The sequence below is a fragment of the Bacteroides sp. 44_46 genome (genome assembly GCF_001915465.1).
Lineage (GTDB): Bacteria > Bacteroidota > Bacteroidia > Bacteroidales > Bacteroidaceae > Bacteroides > Bacteroides clarus.
In genome coordinates this window covers 165510-184079 of record NZ_MNQO01000002.1, presented here as the reverse complement: position 1 = coordinate 184079, position 18570 = coordinate 165510, and the positions used below count along the sequence as shown (strand labels likewise).

Here is an 18570-nt window from a genome sequence, read left to right as displayed (position 1 = left end):
AAATAATTAAAGTTCGAATAATTCCGCATACCGGGTTTCAACAAAGGCATCCAGCTCATTGTAGAGCGACCGCATCGCTTTCATATCCGCCCTGCCTCTCTTGCGCCATTCTTTCAACACCGTCCCGGCACGCCGGAACACCTCATCCTCCACCGGAGCCAGCAACTGCATATATCCGTTCTTATCGGCATTGTAAAGCCTTTCCCAATTCATATAGCGGTCGCTGCCCATACCTTGCCCGTAAGAGAAAACATCTCCCGCCAGTATCACCGACCAATTGCCCAAAGGAGATACTTTCTCCGCTTCGTCGCGGAGCAGAAGCCTCGGCAAAGCCTTATCCGCCCCTTTCACCCAGACGGGCATTGCCACTCCGGTGGGCGGATACCCCAGGACAGTCCACATCGTAGTGAGCTCGGGACGTTCACCCTTTTTCACTCCCTGCACCACAACCGAACTGGCCGTACTGCCGCGCGCAATGAAATCCTGGTCTACAAACCACCCTGTTGTCTTAGGACGGTTGAAATCCCCGCTTTTCAGGTCGATTCCCAAAAGCGGATTGGCGAAAGAGCGGGAAAGTTCCCTGAATATCCATTGCGGCGTAATCTGTCCCGTAGCCGAAGCCGGCATCAGCAGCTTATCCTCCTGCATGAAGCGGACATAGCCCGCCCCCTCGTTCACCTTGCCTGAGAAAGAGAAGTTGGTACGTGCAATATACCCGCAAGGCGCATCCTTAGGGTCGTTGGCATCGTACATCACATACTTATGATAATCCACCTCGAACATGGCGGCACCCCCTTCGGCATCAATTACACCGAAGTTAGCTTCTATCAGGCTGGGCTTGGACAGCGTATCGAGAAATTGACGGAAATCCTTCACCGTAGCGCACACTTCCAACGCACGCCGCATTACCCGTCCGTTGGCCTCTCCACGCTCCTCACCGGGTTTCACCTCGACCAAGTTATAAGACTGCGTATTCATAACGGAGAACCCCGCGGCGTTCGTACCTATCCACACATCCGTCGGATTATCTTCCACACTGTTGACAACGGCTACAAACGGATAGCGCCCGCCGGAGAAATATCTCACGCTGTTTTGCGGAAAGTCCGTATCGCGGTTCTTCCACAGCAAGGGGCGTCCGTCGGGAGTAACCTTGCCGGAGATTACGGCAGATGTACAGGCGGAAAGCGGTCCGGCGCTTCCCAAAGATATAACGACAGCAATCAGAGCGAATAAAGTCCGTTTCATAGCAAAGAAATTTTACCGTTAGTTTCGACAAAGATAAAAAATCAATCCGGATTAGTACGCCATACCGTTCAAAATACCTACAAATAGCGATTGCAGTTCTCGAAGAAAAGCCGTTACTTTGCGCCCGAAACATAGAGTAGAAAGGAATAACTTACAATGAATGAACAACATAAATACCGGGCAACGGACAAGATGAGCGACCTCATCTGCGATAACTACTCCTTATTAATGGTGATGAGCCGCTTCGGTTTGTCGCTTGGATTCGGAGACAAGAGCGTAAAGGACGTCTGTGAAGCCCAGAATGTAGACTACCGCACTTTCCTCGCCGTAGCCAATTTCATCAGCGAGGAGCAATACTCTTACAGCGCGGATGATGATTCATTCTCTATTCCGGCGCTTATGGATTATCTGAAACGCGCGCACGCCTATTTTCTCGACTTCAACCTGCCTGCCATGCGCCGCAAACTGATAGAGGCCATAGACTGCTCCAGAGATAATGACGTGGCCTACCTCATCCTCAAATTCTTTGACGAATACGCCAAAGAAGTGCGCCGCCACATGGAATACGAAAACGAGGCCGTCTTTACGTACGTAGAGCAATTGCTGCAAGGCAGGCTGTCCGACGAATACAACATCGCCACTTTTGCCAGCAAGCACAACCAGATAGACACCAAACTGAAAGAACTGAAAAATATCATCATCAAGTACTATCCGGAAAAAGAAAACAATAATCTTCTGAACGCCGTCCTGTTCGATATCTTCAACTGTGAACAAGACCTCGCGTCGCATTGCCAGGTAGAAGACTATATGTTTGTTCCCGCCGTAGCACAAATAGAAAAAAGACTGAAAGATGAACAATAATATTTCTTTGAAAATAGTTGTTGCGGAAACTTCGGTCATTGTACGAAGTGGTCTTGCGGCAGTACTCAAACGCATTCCCAACCTGAACGCGCACCCCATCGAGGTGTCGTCACCGGAAGCATTGCAGAACTATATCCATCTGCACACTCCCGACATTGTAATCGTAAATCCGACTTTCGGCGGCTGGTTCGACCTGCCTTCCTTCAAGGCAGACCATACCAGAAACAGCATCAAATACATCGCATTGGTATGTTCCGTCATCGACAACAACGCTCTGAAAGAGTATGACGAAAGCATCGCCATCTGTGACGATATCGAAGTAATCACCGCAAAAATCAACCGCCTTCTCCATACCGAAGAGGAAGATGAAAAAGACAGCGAACAGGAAACGCTCAGCCAACGCGAAAAGGAAATCATCACTTGCGTCGTAAAAGGAATGACCAACAAGGCGATTGCCGACAAACTGTATCTGTCCATCCATACCGTCATTACCCACCGCCGCAACATTGCGCGCAAACTGCAAATACACTCTCCCGCAGGCCTCACCATCTACGCCATTGTGAACAAGCTGGTGGAACTGAGCGATATTAAAGACACCTTATAAATTCCCTGTCAACCTTTCTTCCGTACAACCTGCCGCGAAAGAAGAACCCCGAGTCCCTTTCCAACCCCGTCTTCCCCCAGGAGAAAAGCATGCCGGCCTGCCGACCGAGCTTCATCTCCAGCCTAAAGATACATATCTTCAGCGTAGAGATACGCATCTTTACCCTGAAGATGTACATCTTTAAGCTGAAGATAAAGCTTATTCCGTACCTTAGCACCCTTTCCCGGGCAACTCCGGCCGTTTTGGCAAGCACCCCTGACGGCCTTCTCCCTATCTTCACTCCGGCAGGTATCTCCGCTTCGTCCGCCATAAAGCAAATCCCCGCTTCACGATATCACATCGGAAAGCGGGGATCCTTTTATCTTCATAAAAGTGGTTACGTAATTATGACTAACTAATTCATTCTTTAAATCTGATGTTGCAAAGATACGGCATCGCGCCCAATGCCGCAATCACCCGATATAGGTATAATAAAGAACGCCAGTCATTATAAATAGGTAACACTACCGTTTCAATCACGCGTTTGCATAGCTGTGCATGCCGCCCAGGATGTAATTCACTCCGAAATAGGTCATCAACACCGTAAGAAAGGCCGCAATCATATAGATGTGAAAGAACAACGGCCTGCGGAAAGCGGGCAGGCTCTTCGCATGAAACGCCATTCCGTACACAAGGAACGTAATCAGCGCCCAAACCTCTTTGGGGTCCCATGCCCAATACCGCCCCCACGACACGTTGGCCCAGACAGCCCCCATAAAGATACCCGCGCCCAGGAAGAAATTCGCCGGATAAAGCAGGAGACGGCTAAGGAGCATCAGCATCTTCCCGTGCCTGCGAATACACAAAGCAAGTATTCCGTTCAGCATCATAAAGGCGAACAGCGCATAGGACATCATTATCAGTGAAACGTGCATGCTGAGCCAGGGAGACACAAGTACAGGCATCAAAGGGGTAATCTGCGGATTCATCTGCCCCAAATGGGCGACGAGCAACGCAAATCCCGAAAGCAGAAAGCCGAAAGGAACCGTAAACGGAAACCTGCGGCGAAACAAGCACGCCAGCAGCAGCGTGCACAAGGCCATAAACTGCATCGTCTCATATCCGTTGCTCAACGGAATACGCCCGCCCACATACCAGCGCAGACCGTATCCGAAGAGCTGGAAAAGGAATGCCGCATAAAGTGCCGCCACAAACAAACGGTTTATCCGGCATGACAAAGCGCTCCGCTCCGAAGCATGGCGCAAGCCGCAATATACCAGATGGAAGAATGCCAGCAAACCGACCGTCAGATTGAACATGAACAGGCATTTGCTGAAAGGAATACGGTTGTAGATAAGCTCCGCGCGTACCTTCGGCGATGGCAGCGGCTTTACGCCGCCGTCTTTCGGCAGAGGGCGAATCAAGGTACCCTTTTGAAGCATCAGAATCAATCCCACCTTTTCGTCCGTTTCCACGATTGCCTTTTCCAGAGGAGACATTTTCCGGCCGGTTTCCCGCCCGCCCTGCCAGAAGTCCTGCAAGCGGTACCGCTGTCCGTCAAACAAGTCGGCCACAGAAGCGTAAGACGTTTTCAGGTTCAACAGGCGGCATAATTCCCGGTTCTTAATATAAATCATCGGTTCGTACTGCCACACTTCCGGACGCAGCAACCAGCCGCCGATAACCTGTTCGGGAGTTAACCCCGCATAAGACGGCCGTCCCGTCAGTTTCGTCACGAAATCACGGGCAAGCGTATTGAAGGGCACCACCCTGTCATGGTAAATAACCTGTTCGGAAGCCAGGCTGTCCGCCTGCCTGATGCTCAAGGCCGGAAGCGTCCGTCCCTGCACCTGCATGCTTCCCGCCAACAGCAGAAGGCAGAACACGCCTCCCTTTTTAAGCAACGGATGGTTCATCAGCCTGCGGAATTCTCCCCTGCGGCCGAAAAGCATCCCAATCATAGAGATGCCCAACAGGATGTATCCCGCATAGGTAATTCCTATGCCCCAAGGGTCATGGTTCACCGTCAGCCAACTGCCCTGCCTGTCTTCGTCGAAAGACGACTGATAGAAACGGAAACCCTGTTCGGACAAGATACGGTTCATGGAAACGGTGCGGCTGCAAGAGGAGCTGTCCGCCCCCTGCCCCGGCCGTAATACGCGGATATGGCTGATATAGTCCGCGGGAGCTTCCGTACCGGGATAGTATTCCACCCGAAAGCTGTCCAAAAGCAATGTAAAGGGCAAATCTATCTCCCGCCCGCTCTCCTGCTCCACAAAACGGCTTACCTTGTTCCCTGCAATAAGATGTACATATCCTTTCCGGCCGCCGGCAAACGTAATCATGGCTCCCGCCAAAATCACGAGGAAGGAGCCATGCAACAACAACGCAGGGAGAAATTTCCGCAACCGCTTTCCGGCTGATGCCATCATAGCCGCAACGGCCAGAATCCCCCAGACACAACAAAACCAAAAAGAATGATATATATGCTTTTCTATAAAATCCGTCCCGTACGCCTGCTCCAGAAATGTAGCTATGGCAAGCAAGCATACGAGACAGATATATACACTTACAAACAATCGTTTCAAATTACAAAACATCGGTCGCTCTTTTAGAAAGGGGCATACTCTGTATTCTCAAGCCTCTTCACGCCCATGCACTCCATTTCTATCAGCCAGCCCGGACGGCACACCGGCGCGTGGACAAACACTTTGGGGGTAGCGGGGAAACGCTTGTCGTACATCTCTTTCACTACGGCGTAGTCCGCCATATCGCGCAGGTATACAATCATCTGCCCCAGGTCGGCGAATGTGCAGCCGGCTTCCTTCAGGAGAGCCTCCACATTTTCCCACATACGTTCGGTTTGCCTGCGGATGTTTCCCGGATGCACCACCTCGCCTTTATTATTGATGCTTGCCGTACCGGAGATAAAGACCTGCCGGCGGTCGCCGTAATCCACATACGTGCCGCGCTCAAAACTGACGCCATACTCATAAGTGGGGTTCAGATGCGTAGGCGCATACAGGAAATGAACCTGTCCGGGCTTTATCCCGTCGACCGCATACGCGTCCATCTGCACCGACACTTTCGGATCGGCATGGCGGCCGCCGATACCGGTACTCGATATGTAATGCGTCTTCTCCGTCAGGTTTTGCGTAACAAACACTTCGTTGCGGGCCTTCACCACGCCGGCATAGTTCACGTCTACGTTCTGCACGAAGAACCAGGTACGGATACAGTTGTCCGCCAATTTGCATCCCTGTTCCATAAGCTGCATCACGTAGTCATTCAGCAACAGGCGGGTTTGATATTCGGAGTTGGCCGCACGATTGAAGGCATTGCCGCTCCAAAGATGGCGGTAAGCGCCATGTTTCACCTCAAACAGCCCGTTGTGAAGCACTCTTGTCTGTACTCCGGACTGCAGGTATGCCCACAAGGCTATTTTAGTACCGTTCAACGGCGGCTGCTCCACGATGGAAAGCGCGCAGTCCGAACTCTCGGTGGTAAGCGCCAGCAGCATATCCGACTGGTTGGCGGCATCGCTCAGGAAATAACGCTTGAAAACGGCAACGGCGCCATGAAGCTCCCCTTCGAGCAAGGTGAAGTAGGCATTCACGACCGCGTTCAGCTGCTGCTCGTATGTATCTTCCGGACAGCACGCATGAATCATCACATGATATTCCGAAACACCGTTTTCCACATTATATTTAAAGATTTCAGTTGAGGTCTTTTCTGTTTGCTTTTGTTGTTTATTGTTCATGACAATATCTTTTTTCGTTGTTGTTGATAGAAGTTATTCTTTGGCGCCGGAGTCTATCCAGTCTTTAAGCATATCCAGCGTTATAGACGATTCTATTTCCTGCGAATGATCGTGTCCCCACTCCTTGCTGACAGGGGAAGAAAGTATCTGATACAACATGCTTTCACCGGAATTGCCCGGATTGACACGCATCCATTCGGGCATTATGACGGACGGACGGTTCACCAGGTCGTTATAACTGACACCCTCTTTCAAATCCAAATCGGCGGCCGCGGTCGTACTGGTTCCATGACAACCCACACACGACTTACCAATAAAAATACCCTGCTGAATGGCATTGAACATGCCGGCATCGATTGTTCCGGCATCCACCCGGGTGGTATCGGCATCTACTGTCGAGAAGTCCTGTGTGTAAAAGGAATAGACACGTTCACGGATACGGTTCGTCACGCAAAGCTCGATGGAAGTGACGTCTTCGCCTATACCCGCCATTACCATGTCCACATCCCCGTTGTTCGGGATGGACTTTGCTATCAGCGAATACTCCTTGTCGTCATTGAAACCCGCAAGAACCACCGTATAGCCGTCCGGCCATGTATCCACTCCGCTCATATTCACGTGCAGCTTCACCACACGCCCTTCTTCCGGCACGATGAGCCTGTCCTGATAGAGCCTGCCATCGTCGCAAGAGGCGAAAACGAACATGAACAGCGATAAGAAAAGAATATAGTTCTTCATAGATAAATCCTTTCTTCAATCTGTTAGAATGTGTATTGCAGCAAAACGGTAGCGGAATGCGTAGCCAGACCCAGGTTATCATTATCGCGGTCGAGCTGCGTGTCATGTCCCCAACGGGCTATATACTGATACATAGCCTGTAGCTTCAGGTTGCAACCCTTGAAGAAGTAATTCATGCCCACGGCCGGCATATTCAGGAAGCCGTCGTCACCGGTACCGTTACGGTTGAAGAAGTCGTAGCGCGCGGCCACCTGAACACGGGGAGCCACAAAATAACCGCCCTGCACATAACCGCCCAAATAATGATACGTCTCGTCAATCTTCTGCCGCTTGGTGAATCCCACATTCATATAGTACGCCTCGGCAGCCAGATAGAGCTTGTTCTTCAACATGGCAAACTCCAAACCGACGCGCGTATCGTTCGTACTCTCATTCTCGCTCTCCACATTGATAGAACCGGACAGGCCGAAAAGCATCTTGTCTTCATTCAGGCGGTTCGGGTTGCCTTGCGTGGAAGGCATCACTCCCTTAGGCATATAAGTCAGACGGCCCGCATAAAGCAAAGAAGGTATGTGCCAGTCGTCACTGATAGTTTTTGAAGCCGTATTCACGGAGATTCCCGTACCGTTGAACAAGCCGACCTCATAGCCGAACTTCTCGCCTACCAATCCGTGCAGCTCCACGCCCAGGTCAAAGCCGGTAGCCATGTTCGGAGTAACGGCGTTCAGCGAATAAGGCATGATGACGGAAGAGGTCAGCGAGACAGGCAACTGCGGCAGCAATGTCTCGCCCAACGTAGTCAGGTAGGCATGCGAGAAAGGCGTCTTGAACTTACCTACACGCAATGCCAGCTGCTTCTTGAACTGCACGTCGAACCAAGCCTGCTGCAACAAAGCGCCGCCGCTGGCCGCCGCATTGATGGAAAGGTTGAAAGATACCTTCCCGAAAGCCTTACCCGTAAAACCCAACACCGCATAAGGCACTGAGAAACCGGAATTGGCGAAGTTATCCTGATTGTAGGCCTTGTCCAAGCCTTCATCATCATACCAGTTCAGATTGGCGCTCGTCTGTACCAGCAAATAGGGTTTGAAAACAAAGTCGCCTTTCTTGCTGGAAATAGTAAAGCCTTCCCTTCCGGCCAACGACACCACGCCATTCTCCGTATCTTCTTCGTGCTGTGCCATTGCCATCAACGGCATAGCGGCAAGCGAAGCCAATAATATTAATTTCTTCATACGATTATATCGTTTCTTATTTAAATACTGTGTAACTTGTTATTATAGTGAATTGATAAATGCAATCAGCGCGTCACGGTCTTCCTTATTCATATTCTTAAACAGATTCTTGGAAGCCTCCGCCTCGCCGCCGTGCCACATAATGGCCTCAACCAGATTGCGGGCGCGGCCGTCGTGCAGGAAATAGGTATGTCCGTTGACAATCTCCTGCAAGCCGATACCCCACAACGGGGTGGTACGCCATTCGTTGCCGCGCGCCAGACCGCTGACATAGTTGTCGTTCAATCCCACACCCATAATTTCCGAACCCATATCGTGGAGCAGGAAATCCGAATACGGATGAATGGTCTGGCCGCCCAGCCACGGGAGCTGCGTCCCTATCAACAAAGAACTGCCGCGCGGCTTGGTATGCAAGGTGGTGACATGGCAAAGGTGGCATTTGGCTTCATAGAACTTCTGCTCTCCTTTGATAACCTGTTCGTCATCCACATTGCGGCGGGCCGGCACACCCAGACATTGCATATAGAGGTCTACGTCCTCCATATCCTCCGCCGATACATCCAATTGGTCGTAGGACAGCCCCATCATGCTGCCCTGCTCCATTTGCAATTGCCCTTCACAGATTTCCTCCGGATAACGGCTGTTGGTCACTCCCAAATCGCTGGAGAAGCCCAGTTCCACGGTCAGGTCTGCATGCTGGGCCTTGTTGCCCGACAGTCCCAAACTTTTCACGCCTTTCTCCGTAATGTAATTACAGCGTCCGCTAATGCCGTATTCGGGGTAATTGCTTTTGGCGGCAAGCGCCTCAATCTCTTTCGGGTCGAGCGCCATCATCTGTCCCATTCCCACATGCCGCAGGGGGATACGAACCGTACAGAACAAATCTTCCGGTTTTATTTCTTCCGCATACCAGTCCGTTATCGTATAAGTGGGCTTGGCAAGCTGATAAGGAGTACCGTCGGGAAACTTAAAATCCTCATAAGTATATTCCACTTTCAGCTTTCCTTCCGCCTTTACGCCATAAATGGACTGGTCGTGAAGCACACGCCCGTAATTGGGAAAGAAAGCGCCGTTCTTGCGGGTGATGTATATCAGCATGGAAGAGAAACCGCTACTGCCCGATCCTCCCTCGCTCCACAACGTAGGACGTGTACGGCCTGCGTTATGATGGCAACTGCCGCAGGAATATCCGGCATAGACAGGGCCCAAACCGCCGCCCGTTCCGTTAGTGCTGGTACGGACATCGTCGTAAAGTCCGTCTCCGTTATTGAAACGTGAGTTATAGGCTCCCGTCACCCAGTTGGCCGGAGTGTCATAAGCCTTGGAAGAACGCATAAATACAGTGGCGGTACCGGCGGACAATTCATAACCGCCCGGCACTTCTATATCCAATATATCATAAGTATCGCCCTCACAAGCACAGCAAAGCAACGAACCAAGCAACAACGGAAACAAACGCTTTTCTAAATATCTCATAAGCAACAGAGTTTATTTTACACAAAATATCAGAACACAACAAATAAGTAAAGGAGACGGCAAGGCACTCCTTTACTTATTTGCCCACACGGTCATATCCGGGACTTATTCAGCCGGTGCCGTACGAGGATCGCCATCCTTGAAAAGAAGGAATTCCAATGTATGGAAACCACGAACATTCTGAGCGGACGCAATGCTCTCTACCGGGTCACCGTTCTCATCGGTAATGAACTCACCGTTCCATTGCAATTTGGTGAAGTCTCCCGAATTCAGGATGTTGACAATCGCATCCGCATCCAACGGCCAGCTATCCATATTGGGGTCCAAACCTTTATCGGCTACGGGGCCGAACAGGAACGCCTCACTTGTTTCCCACGGCTTGCGGGCTACAATCCATTGGGCTGCGGCAGCCTTAAAGTTCGCATCGGTCGGGTTCTTCTGCAACGCGCTTACTTTCTCCAACAATACGGCCACTTCGTCTTTCAAATCCAGGTAAGTAGGAAGTACCACGTCATTTACATAGGTTTTTACGACTTCATTCAGAACGGCATCATTATATACGTCTTCCTTTTGCGCGATTTCAGGGTGTAACCTCTTATCCAAAAGGTCTGCCAAATCCGCGCAAGCCTGTTGGGCTGCCAATGCTTCCGCACTGTTGATATGGCTACGGAAAGGAGCGGGAATAGCCAGAATGGCATCATGGGCTTTCTTGATGGCCTCACGGGTATCGTTCGCCAGCTTTTCATCGCTGGCTTTAATTACATTATAAAGGGAATTCGCGGCAATTGCAGAGTTCGCCAAATCCATCACATCGTTATTCACCTTTACATCTCGCGTACCGCAAATCGCGCTGTAAATGGAGATGATATTGTTGGAATAGTCCTCACGGGAATGCCAGCTGAACCAAGATTCCACCGCATACAAAGCGTCTTGTGTCTTTCCGTCCACATACAAATCGTAAGGGTCGCCGATTTTCGCATCGCCTACCTCATTGGCAATATCCCAGCAACCTTCGATAATCTGCTGGACACAGTTATTGGCAGTACCAAAGTAAGCCGAATTATTATGATTGATAAAAATCGAAGCATAGGATTCTCCTCCGTTATAGCTGGTTTTCCAGTCATTGTAAAGCGTTGTGGCGTCTTCTTTCAACAGATTAGCCACGTTAATCATGTAGCTGTACCAGTTGGAAGCGTTATCTTTGGTAATGTCGATTTCTTCCACAGCGCCATTACCATTTCCATTAGAAGGATCATCGTCATCACTACATGCGGACATCATTCCGCCCAAAGACAGCATGCAAGCTGCAACATACAAAAAATACTTTTTCATTTTCATCGTTATTATTTGAGATTAATATATTATTTCTTTATAAACCAACCGACATAGGCGATACCGATGGAAAATTCGTTTTCGCTATTGTATTTGCCTTTGCCGAATACCTTGCCTGTACCTATTTGGCGGGTCATGTAATCGGCCTTTACCACCAGATTGGGCAATGCGTACCAGTTCAGGCCGGCAGTCCACATGCTCACCTGATTTCTCTTGTCCATGGGAAGCTGGCCTTTTTCTCCCGCTTCCTGAGGATTGTAGTATTCATAACGGGCAAACGGATAGATGACAGGCACTTTCTTATTGCCGTTGCAAATAGAACGGAGATTGACACCGACCTCACCGGCATAGCTCACGGCTTTCTTGGCCACTTGTACCACACGGGTATAAGGAGAGGAATTGGACAAACCTTTATTCTTATTGCTGATAGCGGTAGCTCCCGTCAGGTTGCCAAACACAAAGTTCGTACGGGCCGTCACATACTTGTTCTTATACTGACCGTCGACGGTATAAATGCGCAACGGTGCTTTTACTCCCGCATACGTGGCTACTTTATCGGAATTGGACGCCGTATTGACGCAGTAATAGAAAGAGCCGCCTATACGCAGACCCGGTACTCCCCTATAATCCAGACGGGCGACATAAGCGGGAGAGGTAAAGTTGTCGACCTCGAAGAAGCCCTGCTTTCCACCTGCAACCCAGTTATTGCGGTCGAAACCGTTCGCATTCAGACCGGTTACAATCAACGCCTGATAATCGAATGTAGCATATCCCTTACCGAAAGTACCGAAGAACTCGATACCCGTTTCGTGCCAGGTGGAAGGAAGAATGGTGGTTTCGCCTTCCGGACGGTAGGTTCCGAAAAAGTTAATGGGCTCGTGATGCGCATTGGTAAGTCCGACGGGCACAATCATATGTCCGGCACGGACATTAAAAGCAGGATGTATCAGGCGTGTAATATGGAATTGCTCCAAAGCGACCTCGCCGCCTTTCTCTATTTCCGTTTCGTACTCTCCATTCTCGGAGTTCTCCAGCTCTACGGCCGTACCTGTACCTCCGGATTCAAATTCTATTTCAGCCCCCAGTATCCACTTGGAATTGAACTTATAATCGAATGCCAATACGAAACGCGGGATGGCGATCGTATTACGGTGGTCGTCCGAATTTCCTCTATTGCCGCCAAAGAAACGGTTGATGCCGTAATCCTTAAAACTGGCTACCATTTCTCCATATCCGCCGAAACGGAATTTCTTGTAGCTGTCATCATCCGAAGTGCTTGTCTTTTCTTTCTTCAGCATACTCTCGGCAGTCTCGCTTTTCGCGCTCGCTTCATCGGGCTCCCCTGCCCATAAAGCATTGGCCGATACTAAAAAACACAATGCTAATAAGCTCGTTAATTTTCTCATCTTTTATCTTAATTTTTGTTGGGACAAAGGTAGGGGTAGTTAAAAATGGTAACAATACCTAAAACAGAGTATTACTTAAAGACGGGATAGCAACAATTAGGTAGGTCTTATCCAAACAAAAAAAATCCCTATCGCATTCGGCAATAGGGATTAACTATCAAGATAACCATTTAATCTTCACATTCTTGTGTTTCCAAATCGAGATGGGGAGCGGACTTACTCTTTTTGACCCGTCCGTTTTTACGAAGAGCCTCGGCTATAATCCACTGAAGCTGTCCATTGGTACTACGGAACTCATCGGCTGCCCATTTCTCGATAGCATCCATTGTCACAGCATCCACACGTAAGACAAAGCTTTTCGTTAAAGTCTCTTTTTTAGTCACTTATATACTTTATTAATGATTCATATCCTGCGTATGTTCACAGGATTTACAGCTTTATCGGTACAAAGTACTCCCGGTAGATTACCGAACGCCGTCTCTTCTCTTCCGTATAAATTAACAATAACTTCTTCGGAAAGTTTAGGGGACTGTCTTTTTTGCCGCGCTTCTTACTTCCTTAACCGCCACGGCCAACTGCTGCAAGGCTCTTTCCAGAACAGAACGGGGGCAACCGATATTCAATCGCATAAACCCTTCTCCCGGCTTACCGAACATTGTGCCGTCATTCAATGCCAAACGGGCTTTTTCCACAAAAAACTTTACCAGTTCCTCTTGCGGCAGGCCTAATGCGCGACAATCCAAGAAAATCAGGTAAGAGGCCTGGGGACGTATCATACCGATACCCGGGATATGCTCCTTCAGATAATTCTCCGTAAAGTCTATATTGCCTTGTACGTATCCGAGCATCTGCTTCAGCCATTCTTCTCCATGCGTATAGGCTGCCGCAGCGCCGATATAGGCCAGCAAATGTCCTTCGCAGAACTCGCCCGCCTCCATAAAGTCCCGGAAACGGCGGCGAATATCTTCGTTTACCGCTATGGCGTAGGAACTGCCCAAACCCGGCATATTAAAAGCTTTGCTGGGAGCCATAAAGGTAAGGGAATTCTGTGCGGCCGCCTCGGATACGGTGGCAAAAGGATGATGCTTATGGGGAGGCAAAGTGAGGTCGGCATGTATCTCGTCGGAAATTACCATAGTCCCGTTCTCTTGACAGATATCCGCTATCCGGCGCAACTCCCCGGTTGTCCAGACACGCCCGCCGGGATTATGAGGATTACAAAGAATAAGCGCCCTGCACCCTTGAATGTCCTTAGCGAAACGCTCGAAATTAATGTGATAATGCCCGTTATGCAAATCAAGCGGAGAGTAAACGACTTCACGTCCCATACGTTCGGTCACCAAAAAGAAAGGATGGTATACCGGAGTCATTACCATCACCTTATCGCCCGGCTTGGTAAAGCATTGTAAGGCAAAGGCTTGTCCACGCACAATACCGGGCACAAACGTCAGCATATCACGCGTGATATCCCATTGGTGACGCCTGCGCAACCAATGGCAAATAGAGGTATACCACTCTTCACAGGCGAAAGTATATCCCAAAACCGCATGGTCGAGACGTCTGCGCAAAGCGTCCATTACAAAAGGCGGCGTACGGAAATCCATATCGGCCACCCACATGGGAAGCAAATCGCTACGCCCCCATACATTCTCCACGCCGTCCCACTTTACGGAGTCCGTACCGCGGCGTTCGATCACTTCATCAAAATTATACTTCATAAGGTTCAAGTTGTTTTAAATAGGGAAAAAGATAAAAACAGCCACATCCCACAAAGAATGCGACAGGATAATGGCGGCAAACCGATTCGGGAAGAAACGGTAAAGCGCTCCCCAAACCACACCTGCCACCAATGCCGCCATGATAAGCATGAAATTGCAAGAGCCGGCATGTACCAGCGCGTACAAGGCCGTAGCCGCCGCAAACCCCGTATCGGGATTCTTCCAACGTTCGGAAAGCGTGCGTTGCACGTATCCCCGCCAGAAGATTTCTTCCGCAGGCCCTATCAAGACCAGCATCAAGGCAGCCAGCAACCAGGGAGACTCGCCTTCTTTCATACCGTAAATGGAATCTACCTGCGGACGGGCAAAGTCGAACATCCAAGTGGAAACCTTATCTCCCACCCAGAAAATCATCCATAAAGCAACGGCGATACCGACGCCCAGCAAGACATTGGAAATACTCCATTTCACCTCACGCCACCATCCGGGGCTGAACAGGGTGGCAAATACGGATAAGGTCAGTGCGGAACCGGTCATCATCCACCAGAAATTAACGGCAGGAGCCGTCCACGGCGAAAACATGACGGTCCACAAAACAGCGGCCAATATAATAGTAAAAACTAATTTCTTCATACGAATAAACCGGCTATGACAAATGATAAAGCGAATACCAAACTAAACAATAACTGGAGCTTTGCCGTCATCTCATCCAGATTGGCGATGGCGGCAACACCCTTTCCCGAAAACCGGGACATGACCCGGACATTGCCGACGGCAGGAACCAGCACAAGCAAGACTAACAACGTCCATAAAGGAAAAGTTCCGGCTGCTACGCAACCGGCAATCCAACCGAAAGGAAACAGTATCTCCGCACAATAGAGAATCACGGATGTCCTTCCACCCAATTCCATTGCCAAAGTCTTGATGCTCGCCCGGGCGTCGGTCTGCATATCGCGGGTATTGTTGGCGTGCAGGATGGCCACCGTAATCAACCCTACGGGAATCGCTATCCAAAGAACGTCCCACAGAAATGCTCCGGTAGAGACATAGGCAGTCCCCAAAGTGGGCAAGAAAGCGTAAGCCATGAAGATAACGACGTCTCCCAACGCGTTGTACTTCAGCGGCGGATACAGAAGCGCGCACGCCGCACCGCCCAAACCGATATACAGCAGAGGAAAGCCTGTACGCCACAATAATCCGAGACCTCCGGCAAGAGCCGCCAAAAGCAGGACTAACGACAAACAATATATTTCCTTAGGAGTAAACATCTTATCCGTCAACGTTTTCGCGCCGAACGTATCTTTCATATCAACCCCTTGCTTATAATCGAAATAATCGCTCCAAGTGTTTCCGGCCGCATGGAAAACGACGATGTTCAACAAAGCCCATATACCGTTCGCCCAATTTATATCTTCCTTCATCCAAAACAGATAGGCCAGCGTCACCACCACCGGCATGGCCGAAGCGGGGAACGACCACGGACGCACGGCTATCATCCAGTCTTTAAAAGAATGTGTCTTCATTATATATTCGAGTTTTTGATTTTAAATGCGCTGAACAAAATTGTGTGCAAAAGTACGAAATATCTTCGCTTTTGAGTAAATTTGCCAACCAATTTAAAAGAGACCCATATGATTAAAGCTCTGTTTTTTGACATTGACGGTACGCTGGTGAGCTTCAAGACTCACCAAATTCCCGTTTCCACCATTGAAGCGCTGGAAGCCGCTAAAGCCAAAGGCATACAGATATTCATTTCCACCGGACGTCCGCGTGTCATCATCAACAACCTCGCCGCCCTGCAGGAACGGAAACTGATAGACGGCTACATCACCATGAACGGCGCCTATTGTTTTGTGGACGATACCGTCATCTACAAAAGCCCCGTTCCGGCAGCCGAAGTGGATGCGCTGGCAAGTTTCTGCCACGAACGCAATATCCCCTGCATACTGGTAGGCGAACACGATATTTGCGTAAACCAGCCCGACGAGATCGTAACGGAGATATTCAACCATCAACTCAAAACGGACCCTATCGCGTCAAAGCCTTATACAAGCGATCATTCAGACAAGGAATATTACCAGCTGACACCCTTTATCACCATCGAAGAGGAACAAACCGTATTACCCTCCATTCCCAACTGCGAAATGGGACGCTGGCATCCGGCATTTGTAGACGTTACCGCCAAAGGAAATACCAAACAACACGGCATCGATGAGATAATCCGGCATTTCAACATTCGCCTGGAAGAAACAATGACTTTCGGCGATGGTGGAAACGACATCAGCATGTTGCGCCATGCAGGTATCGGAGTGGCTATGGGCAATGCCAAAGACGACGTAAAAGCCGTGGCCGATTATGTCACCACGAGCGTTGATGACAATGGCATAGCCAATGCGCTAAAGCGGTACGGGATAATCGAGAGTTGAATCATGCCGTTCGTACCCGATACCCAAAACAAGGAGTTTCAAGATGCTTTGAATCTCATACAGTACACCCGCCAGTCCGTTTTTCTGACGGGGAAAGCGGGTACGGGCAAATCCACCTTTCTCCGGTATATCTGCGGGCATACCAAGAAAAAGCATGTAGTGTTGGCTCCTACGGGAATTGCCGCCATCAATGCGGGCGGGAGTACATTGCACAGTTTCTTCAAGCTGCCTTTTTATCCTCTGCTGCCCGATGATCCCAATTTCAGCCTGCAGCGGGGACGCATCCACGAATTCTTTAAATATACCAAACCGCATCGCAAGCTGCTTGAGGAGCTGGAGCTGGTTATCATTGACGAGATTTCTATGGTGCGGGCGGACATCATCGATGCCGTCGACCGTATTTTACGTGTCTATTCACGTAATCTGCGGGAACCTTTCGGCGGGAAACAACTTCTATTGGTAGGTGACGTCTTTCAGCTGGAGCCGGTAGTGAAAGGAGACGAACGGGAAATACTGAACCGTTTCTATCCCACCCCCTATTTTTTCTCCGCAAGGGTCTTCAACCAGATAGACCTCGTCTCCATTGAATTGCAGACCGTCTATCGCCAAACCGACAAAGTTTTTGTCAGCGTACTGGACCACATACGAAACAATACGGTGGGCGCTGCCGACCTGCAACTGCTCAACACCCGTTACGGCACACAGATAGAGCAGTCTGAAGCCGATATGTACATCACCCTCGCCACCCGCCGCGACAACGTGGACTATATCAACGATAAGAAACTCGCCGAACTGCCGGGAGACCCTGTAACATTTCATGGAGAAATCATGGGTGATTTCCCTGAAAGCAGTCTTCCCACTTCACAGGAACTGGTACTCAAACCGGGCGCGCAAATCATTTTCATCAAAAATGATTTCGACCGCCGGTGGGTAAACGGCACCATCGGGATTGTCAGCGGTTTTGACCCCATTGAAGAGACGCTCTACGTCATTACGGACGATGGCAAGGAATGTGACGTGAAACGGGAATCATGGCGGAATATCCGCTATAAATACAATGAAGAAAAGAAACAGATTGAAGAAGAGGAATTAGGAACTTTCACCCAGTATCCCGTACGATTGGCATGGGCCATCACTGTTCATAAAAGTCAGGGGCTGACGTTCAGCCGGGTAGTTATCGACTTCACCGGAGGAGTGTTTGCCGGAGGACAAGCGTACGTAGCACTCAGCCGATGTACGTCTCTGGAAGGAATACAACTGAGGAAGCCTATCAGTCGCGCCGACGTATTCGTACGCCCCGAAATTGCAGGATTTGCCGAACGTTTCAACAACCGTCAGGCCATCGACCGCGCCCTAAAACAAGCGCAGGCGGACGTTCAATATGCAGCTGCTGCCAAAGCGTTCGACAAAGGGGATTTTGAGACTTTCCTCAACGAGTTCTTTAAAGCCATCCATTCCCGCTACGACATTGAAAAGCCCGTTGTGCAGCGTCTTATCCGCAAGAAATTGAATATCATCAATCAATTGCGTGAAGAGAACCGCGCGCTGAAACAGGCTGCCGTAGAGAAAGAAAAGTCGCTGGTGAAGTATGCCCGTGAATACATCATCATGGGTGACGAATGCCTTAAACTGGATATGAAGGAAGCCGCCATGAAGAATTATGAAAAGGCCGTTGCTCTCTGCCCCAAGTTCAAAGAGGCATGGAAGAAGATTAAAAAATTAGAGAAAGAGATGCTAAAAAGATGATTCTCTTGCTTTTGAGAATATTAACGAGTACTTTTACATCCAAC

General features: G+C 49.7%; 17 protein-coding genes. 4 read left to right on the top strand and 13 right to left on the bottom strand.

Going from position 1 to position 18570, the window contains the following annotated elements; genetic code table 11:
* Positions 1-6: 6 nt before the first annotated feature.
* Positions 7-1245 (bottom strand): carcinine hydrolase/isopenicillin-N N-acyltransferase family protein, encoded by a 1239-nt coding sequence (locus tag BHV73_RS01885; protein ID WP_009122667.1) that lies wholly within the window; start codon positions 1243-1245, stop codon positions 7-9.
* Between the two features lie 156 nt (positions 1246-1401).
* On the opposite strand from BHV73_RS01885, the gene BHV73_RS01880 reads away from it, so the two are divergent.
* Positions 1402-2106: a hemerythrin domain-containing protein gene (locus tag BHV73_RS01880; RefSeq protein ID WP_009122669.1), complete on the top strand. Its 705-nt coding sequence runs from the start codon at positions 1402-1404 to the stop codon at positions 2104-2106.
* On the top strand, positions 2096-2710 hold the full coding sequence (locus BHV73_RS01875) for a response regulator transcription factor (protein WP_087425102.1): 615 nt from the start codon (positions 2096-2098) through the stop codon (positions 2708-2710). Before BHV73_RS01880 ends, BHV73_RS01875 begins: the two co-directional genes overlap by 11 nt.
* Here the strand turns inward: BHV73_RS01875 and BHV73_RS01870 are convergent.
* The 12 genes from BHV73_RS01870 to BHV73_RS01815 all read right to left on the bottom strand — a co-directional run bounded on the left by BHV73_RS01870 (position 2694) and on the right by BHV73_RS01815 (position 15877).
* Positions 2694-3020, bottom strand: coding sequence for a hypothetical protein (locus tag BHV73_RS01870; protein ID WP_009122671.1), 327 nt, complete (start codon positions 3018-3020; stop codon positions 2694-2696). The two genes, BHV73_RS01875 and BHV73_RS01870, sit on opposite strands and share 17 nt — an antisense overlap.
* Before the next feature lie 205 nt (positions 3021-3225).
* Positions 3226-5289, bottom strand: a complete 2064-nt coding sequence (locus BHV73_RS01865) for a cytochrome c biogenesis protein CcsA (protein ID WP_286736146.1) — start codon at positions 5287-5289, stop codon at positions 3226-3228.
* Positions 5290-5300: 11 nt separating this feature from the next.
* Complete coding sequence (locus BHV73_RS01860; protein WP_129618642.1) at positions 5301-6449, bottom strand: Rid family hydrolase; 1149 nt, start codon at positions 6447-6449, stop codon at positions 5301-5303.
* Positions 6450-6482: 33 nt separating this feature from the next.
* The gene (locus BHV73_RS01855) at positions 6483-7187 is read right to left on the bottom strand and encodes a hypothetical protein (protein ID WP_022219838.1); all 705 of its coding nucleotides are present in this window, start codon (positions 7185-7187) and stop codon (positions 6483-6485) included.
* 23 nt (positions 7188-7210) lie between these two features.
* A complete protein-coding gene (locus BHV73_RS01850) occupies positions 7211-8422 on the bottom strand; it encodes a porin (RefSeq protein WP_009122676.1) in 1212 nt (403 codons plus the stop codon).
* A 42-nt stretch (positions 8423-8464) separates the two neighbouring features.
* Positions 8465-9898 carry a di-heme oxidoredictase family protein gene (locus BHV73_RS01845; RefSeq protein ID WP_022219837.1) on the bottom strand — a complete coding sequence of 478 codons (1434 nt, stop codon included), beginning with the start codon at positions 9896-9898 and terminating at the stop codon, positions 8465-8467.
* Between the two features lie 105 nt (positions 9899-10003).
* On the bottom strand, positions 10004-11236 hold the full coding sequence (locus BHV73_RS01840; protein ID WP_286736145.1) for an imelysin family protein: 1233 nt from the start codon (positions 11234-11236) through the stop codon (positions 10004-10006).
* Between the two features lie 23 nt (positions 11237-11259).
* The gene (locus tag BHV73_RS01835) at positions 11260-12636 is read right to left on the bottom strand and encodes a porin (protein WP_009122679.1); all 1377 of its coding nucleotides are present in this window, start codon (positions 12634-12636) and stop codon (positions 11260-11262) included.
* Positions 12637-12806: 170 nt separating this feature from the next.
* Positions 12807-13019, bottom strand: coding sequence for a type II toxin-antitoxin system antitoxin (locus BHV73_RS01830; protein ID WP_087425096.1), 213 nt, complete (start codon positions 13017-13019; stop codon positions 12807-12809).
* 138 nt (positions 13020-13157) lie between these two features.
* A complete protein-coding gene (locus BHV73_RS01825) occupies positions 13158-14354 on the bottom strand; it encodes a MalY/PatB family protein (protein WP_022219834.1) in 1197 nt (398 codons plus the stop codon).
* Positions 14355-14369: 15 nt separating this feature from the next.
* The gene (locus tag BHV73_RS01820) at positions 14370-14987 is read right to left on the bottom strand and encodes a CPBP family intramembrane glutamic endopeptidase (RefSeq protein ID WP_087412933.1); all 618 of its coding nucleotides are present in this window, start codon (positions 14985-14987) and stop codon (positions 14370-14372) included.
* The gene (locus BHV73_RS01815) at positions 14984-15877 is read right to left on the bottom strand and encodes a prenyltransferase (protein WP_087412932.1); all 894 of its coding nucleotides are present in this window, start codon (positions 15875-15877) and stop codon (positions 14984-14986) included. Before BHV73_RS01815 ends, BHV73_RS01820 begins: the two co-directional genes overlap by 4 nt.
* A 108-nt stretch (positions 15878-15985) precedes the next feature.
* Here BHV73_RS01815 and BHV73_RS01810 point away from each other — a divergent pair, with 108 nt between their 5' ends.
* Together BHV73_RS01810 and BHV73_RS01805 are read left to right on the top strand one after the other, a co-directional pair.
* A complete protein-coding gene (locus tag BHV73_RS01810; RefSeq protein ID WP_286736143.1) occupies positions 15986-16780 on the top strand; it encodes a Cof-type HAD-IIB family hydrolase in 795 nt (264 codons plus the stop codon).
* A 3-nt stretch (positions 16781-16783) separates the two neighbouring features.
* Positions 16784-18526, top strand: a complete 1743-nt coding sequence (locus tag BHV73_RS01805) for an ATP-dependent DNA helicase (RefSeq protein WP_087412931.1) — start codon at positions 16784-16786, stop codon at positions 18524-18526.
* Positions 18527-18570: the final 44 nt, after the last annotated feature.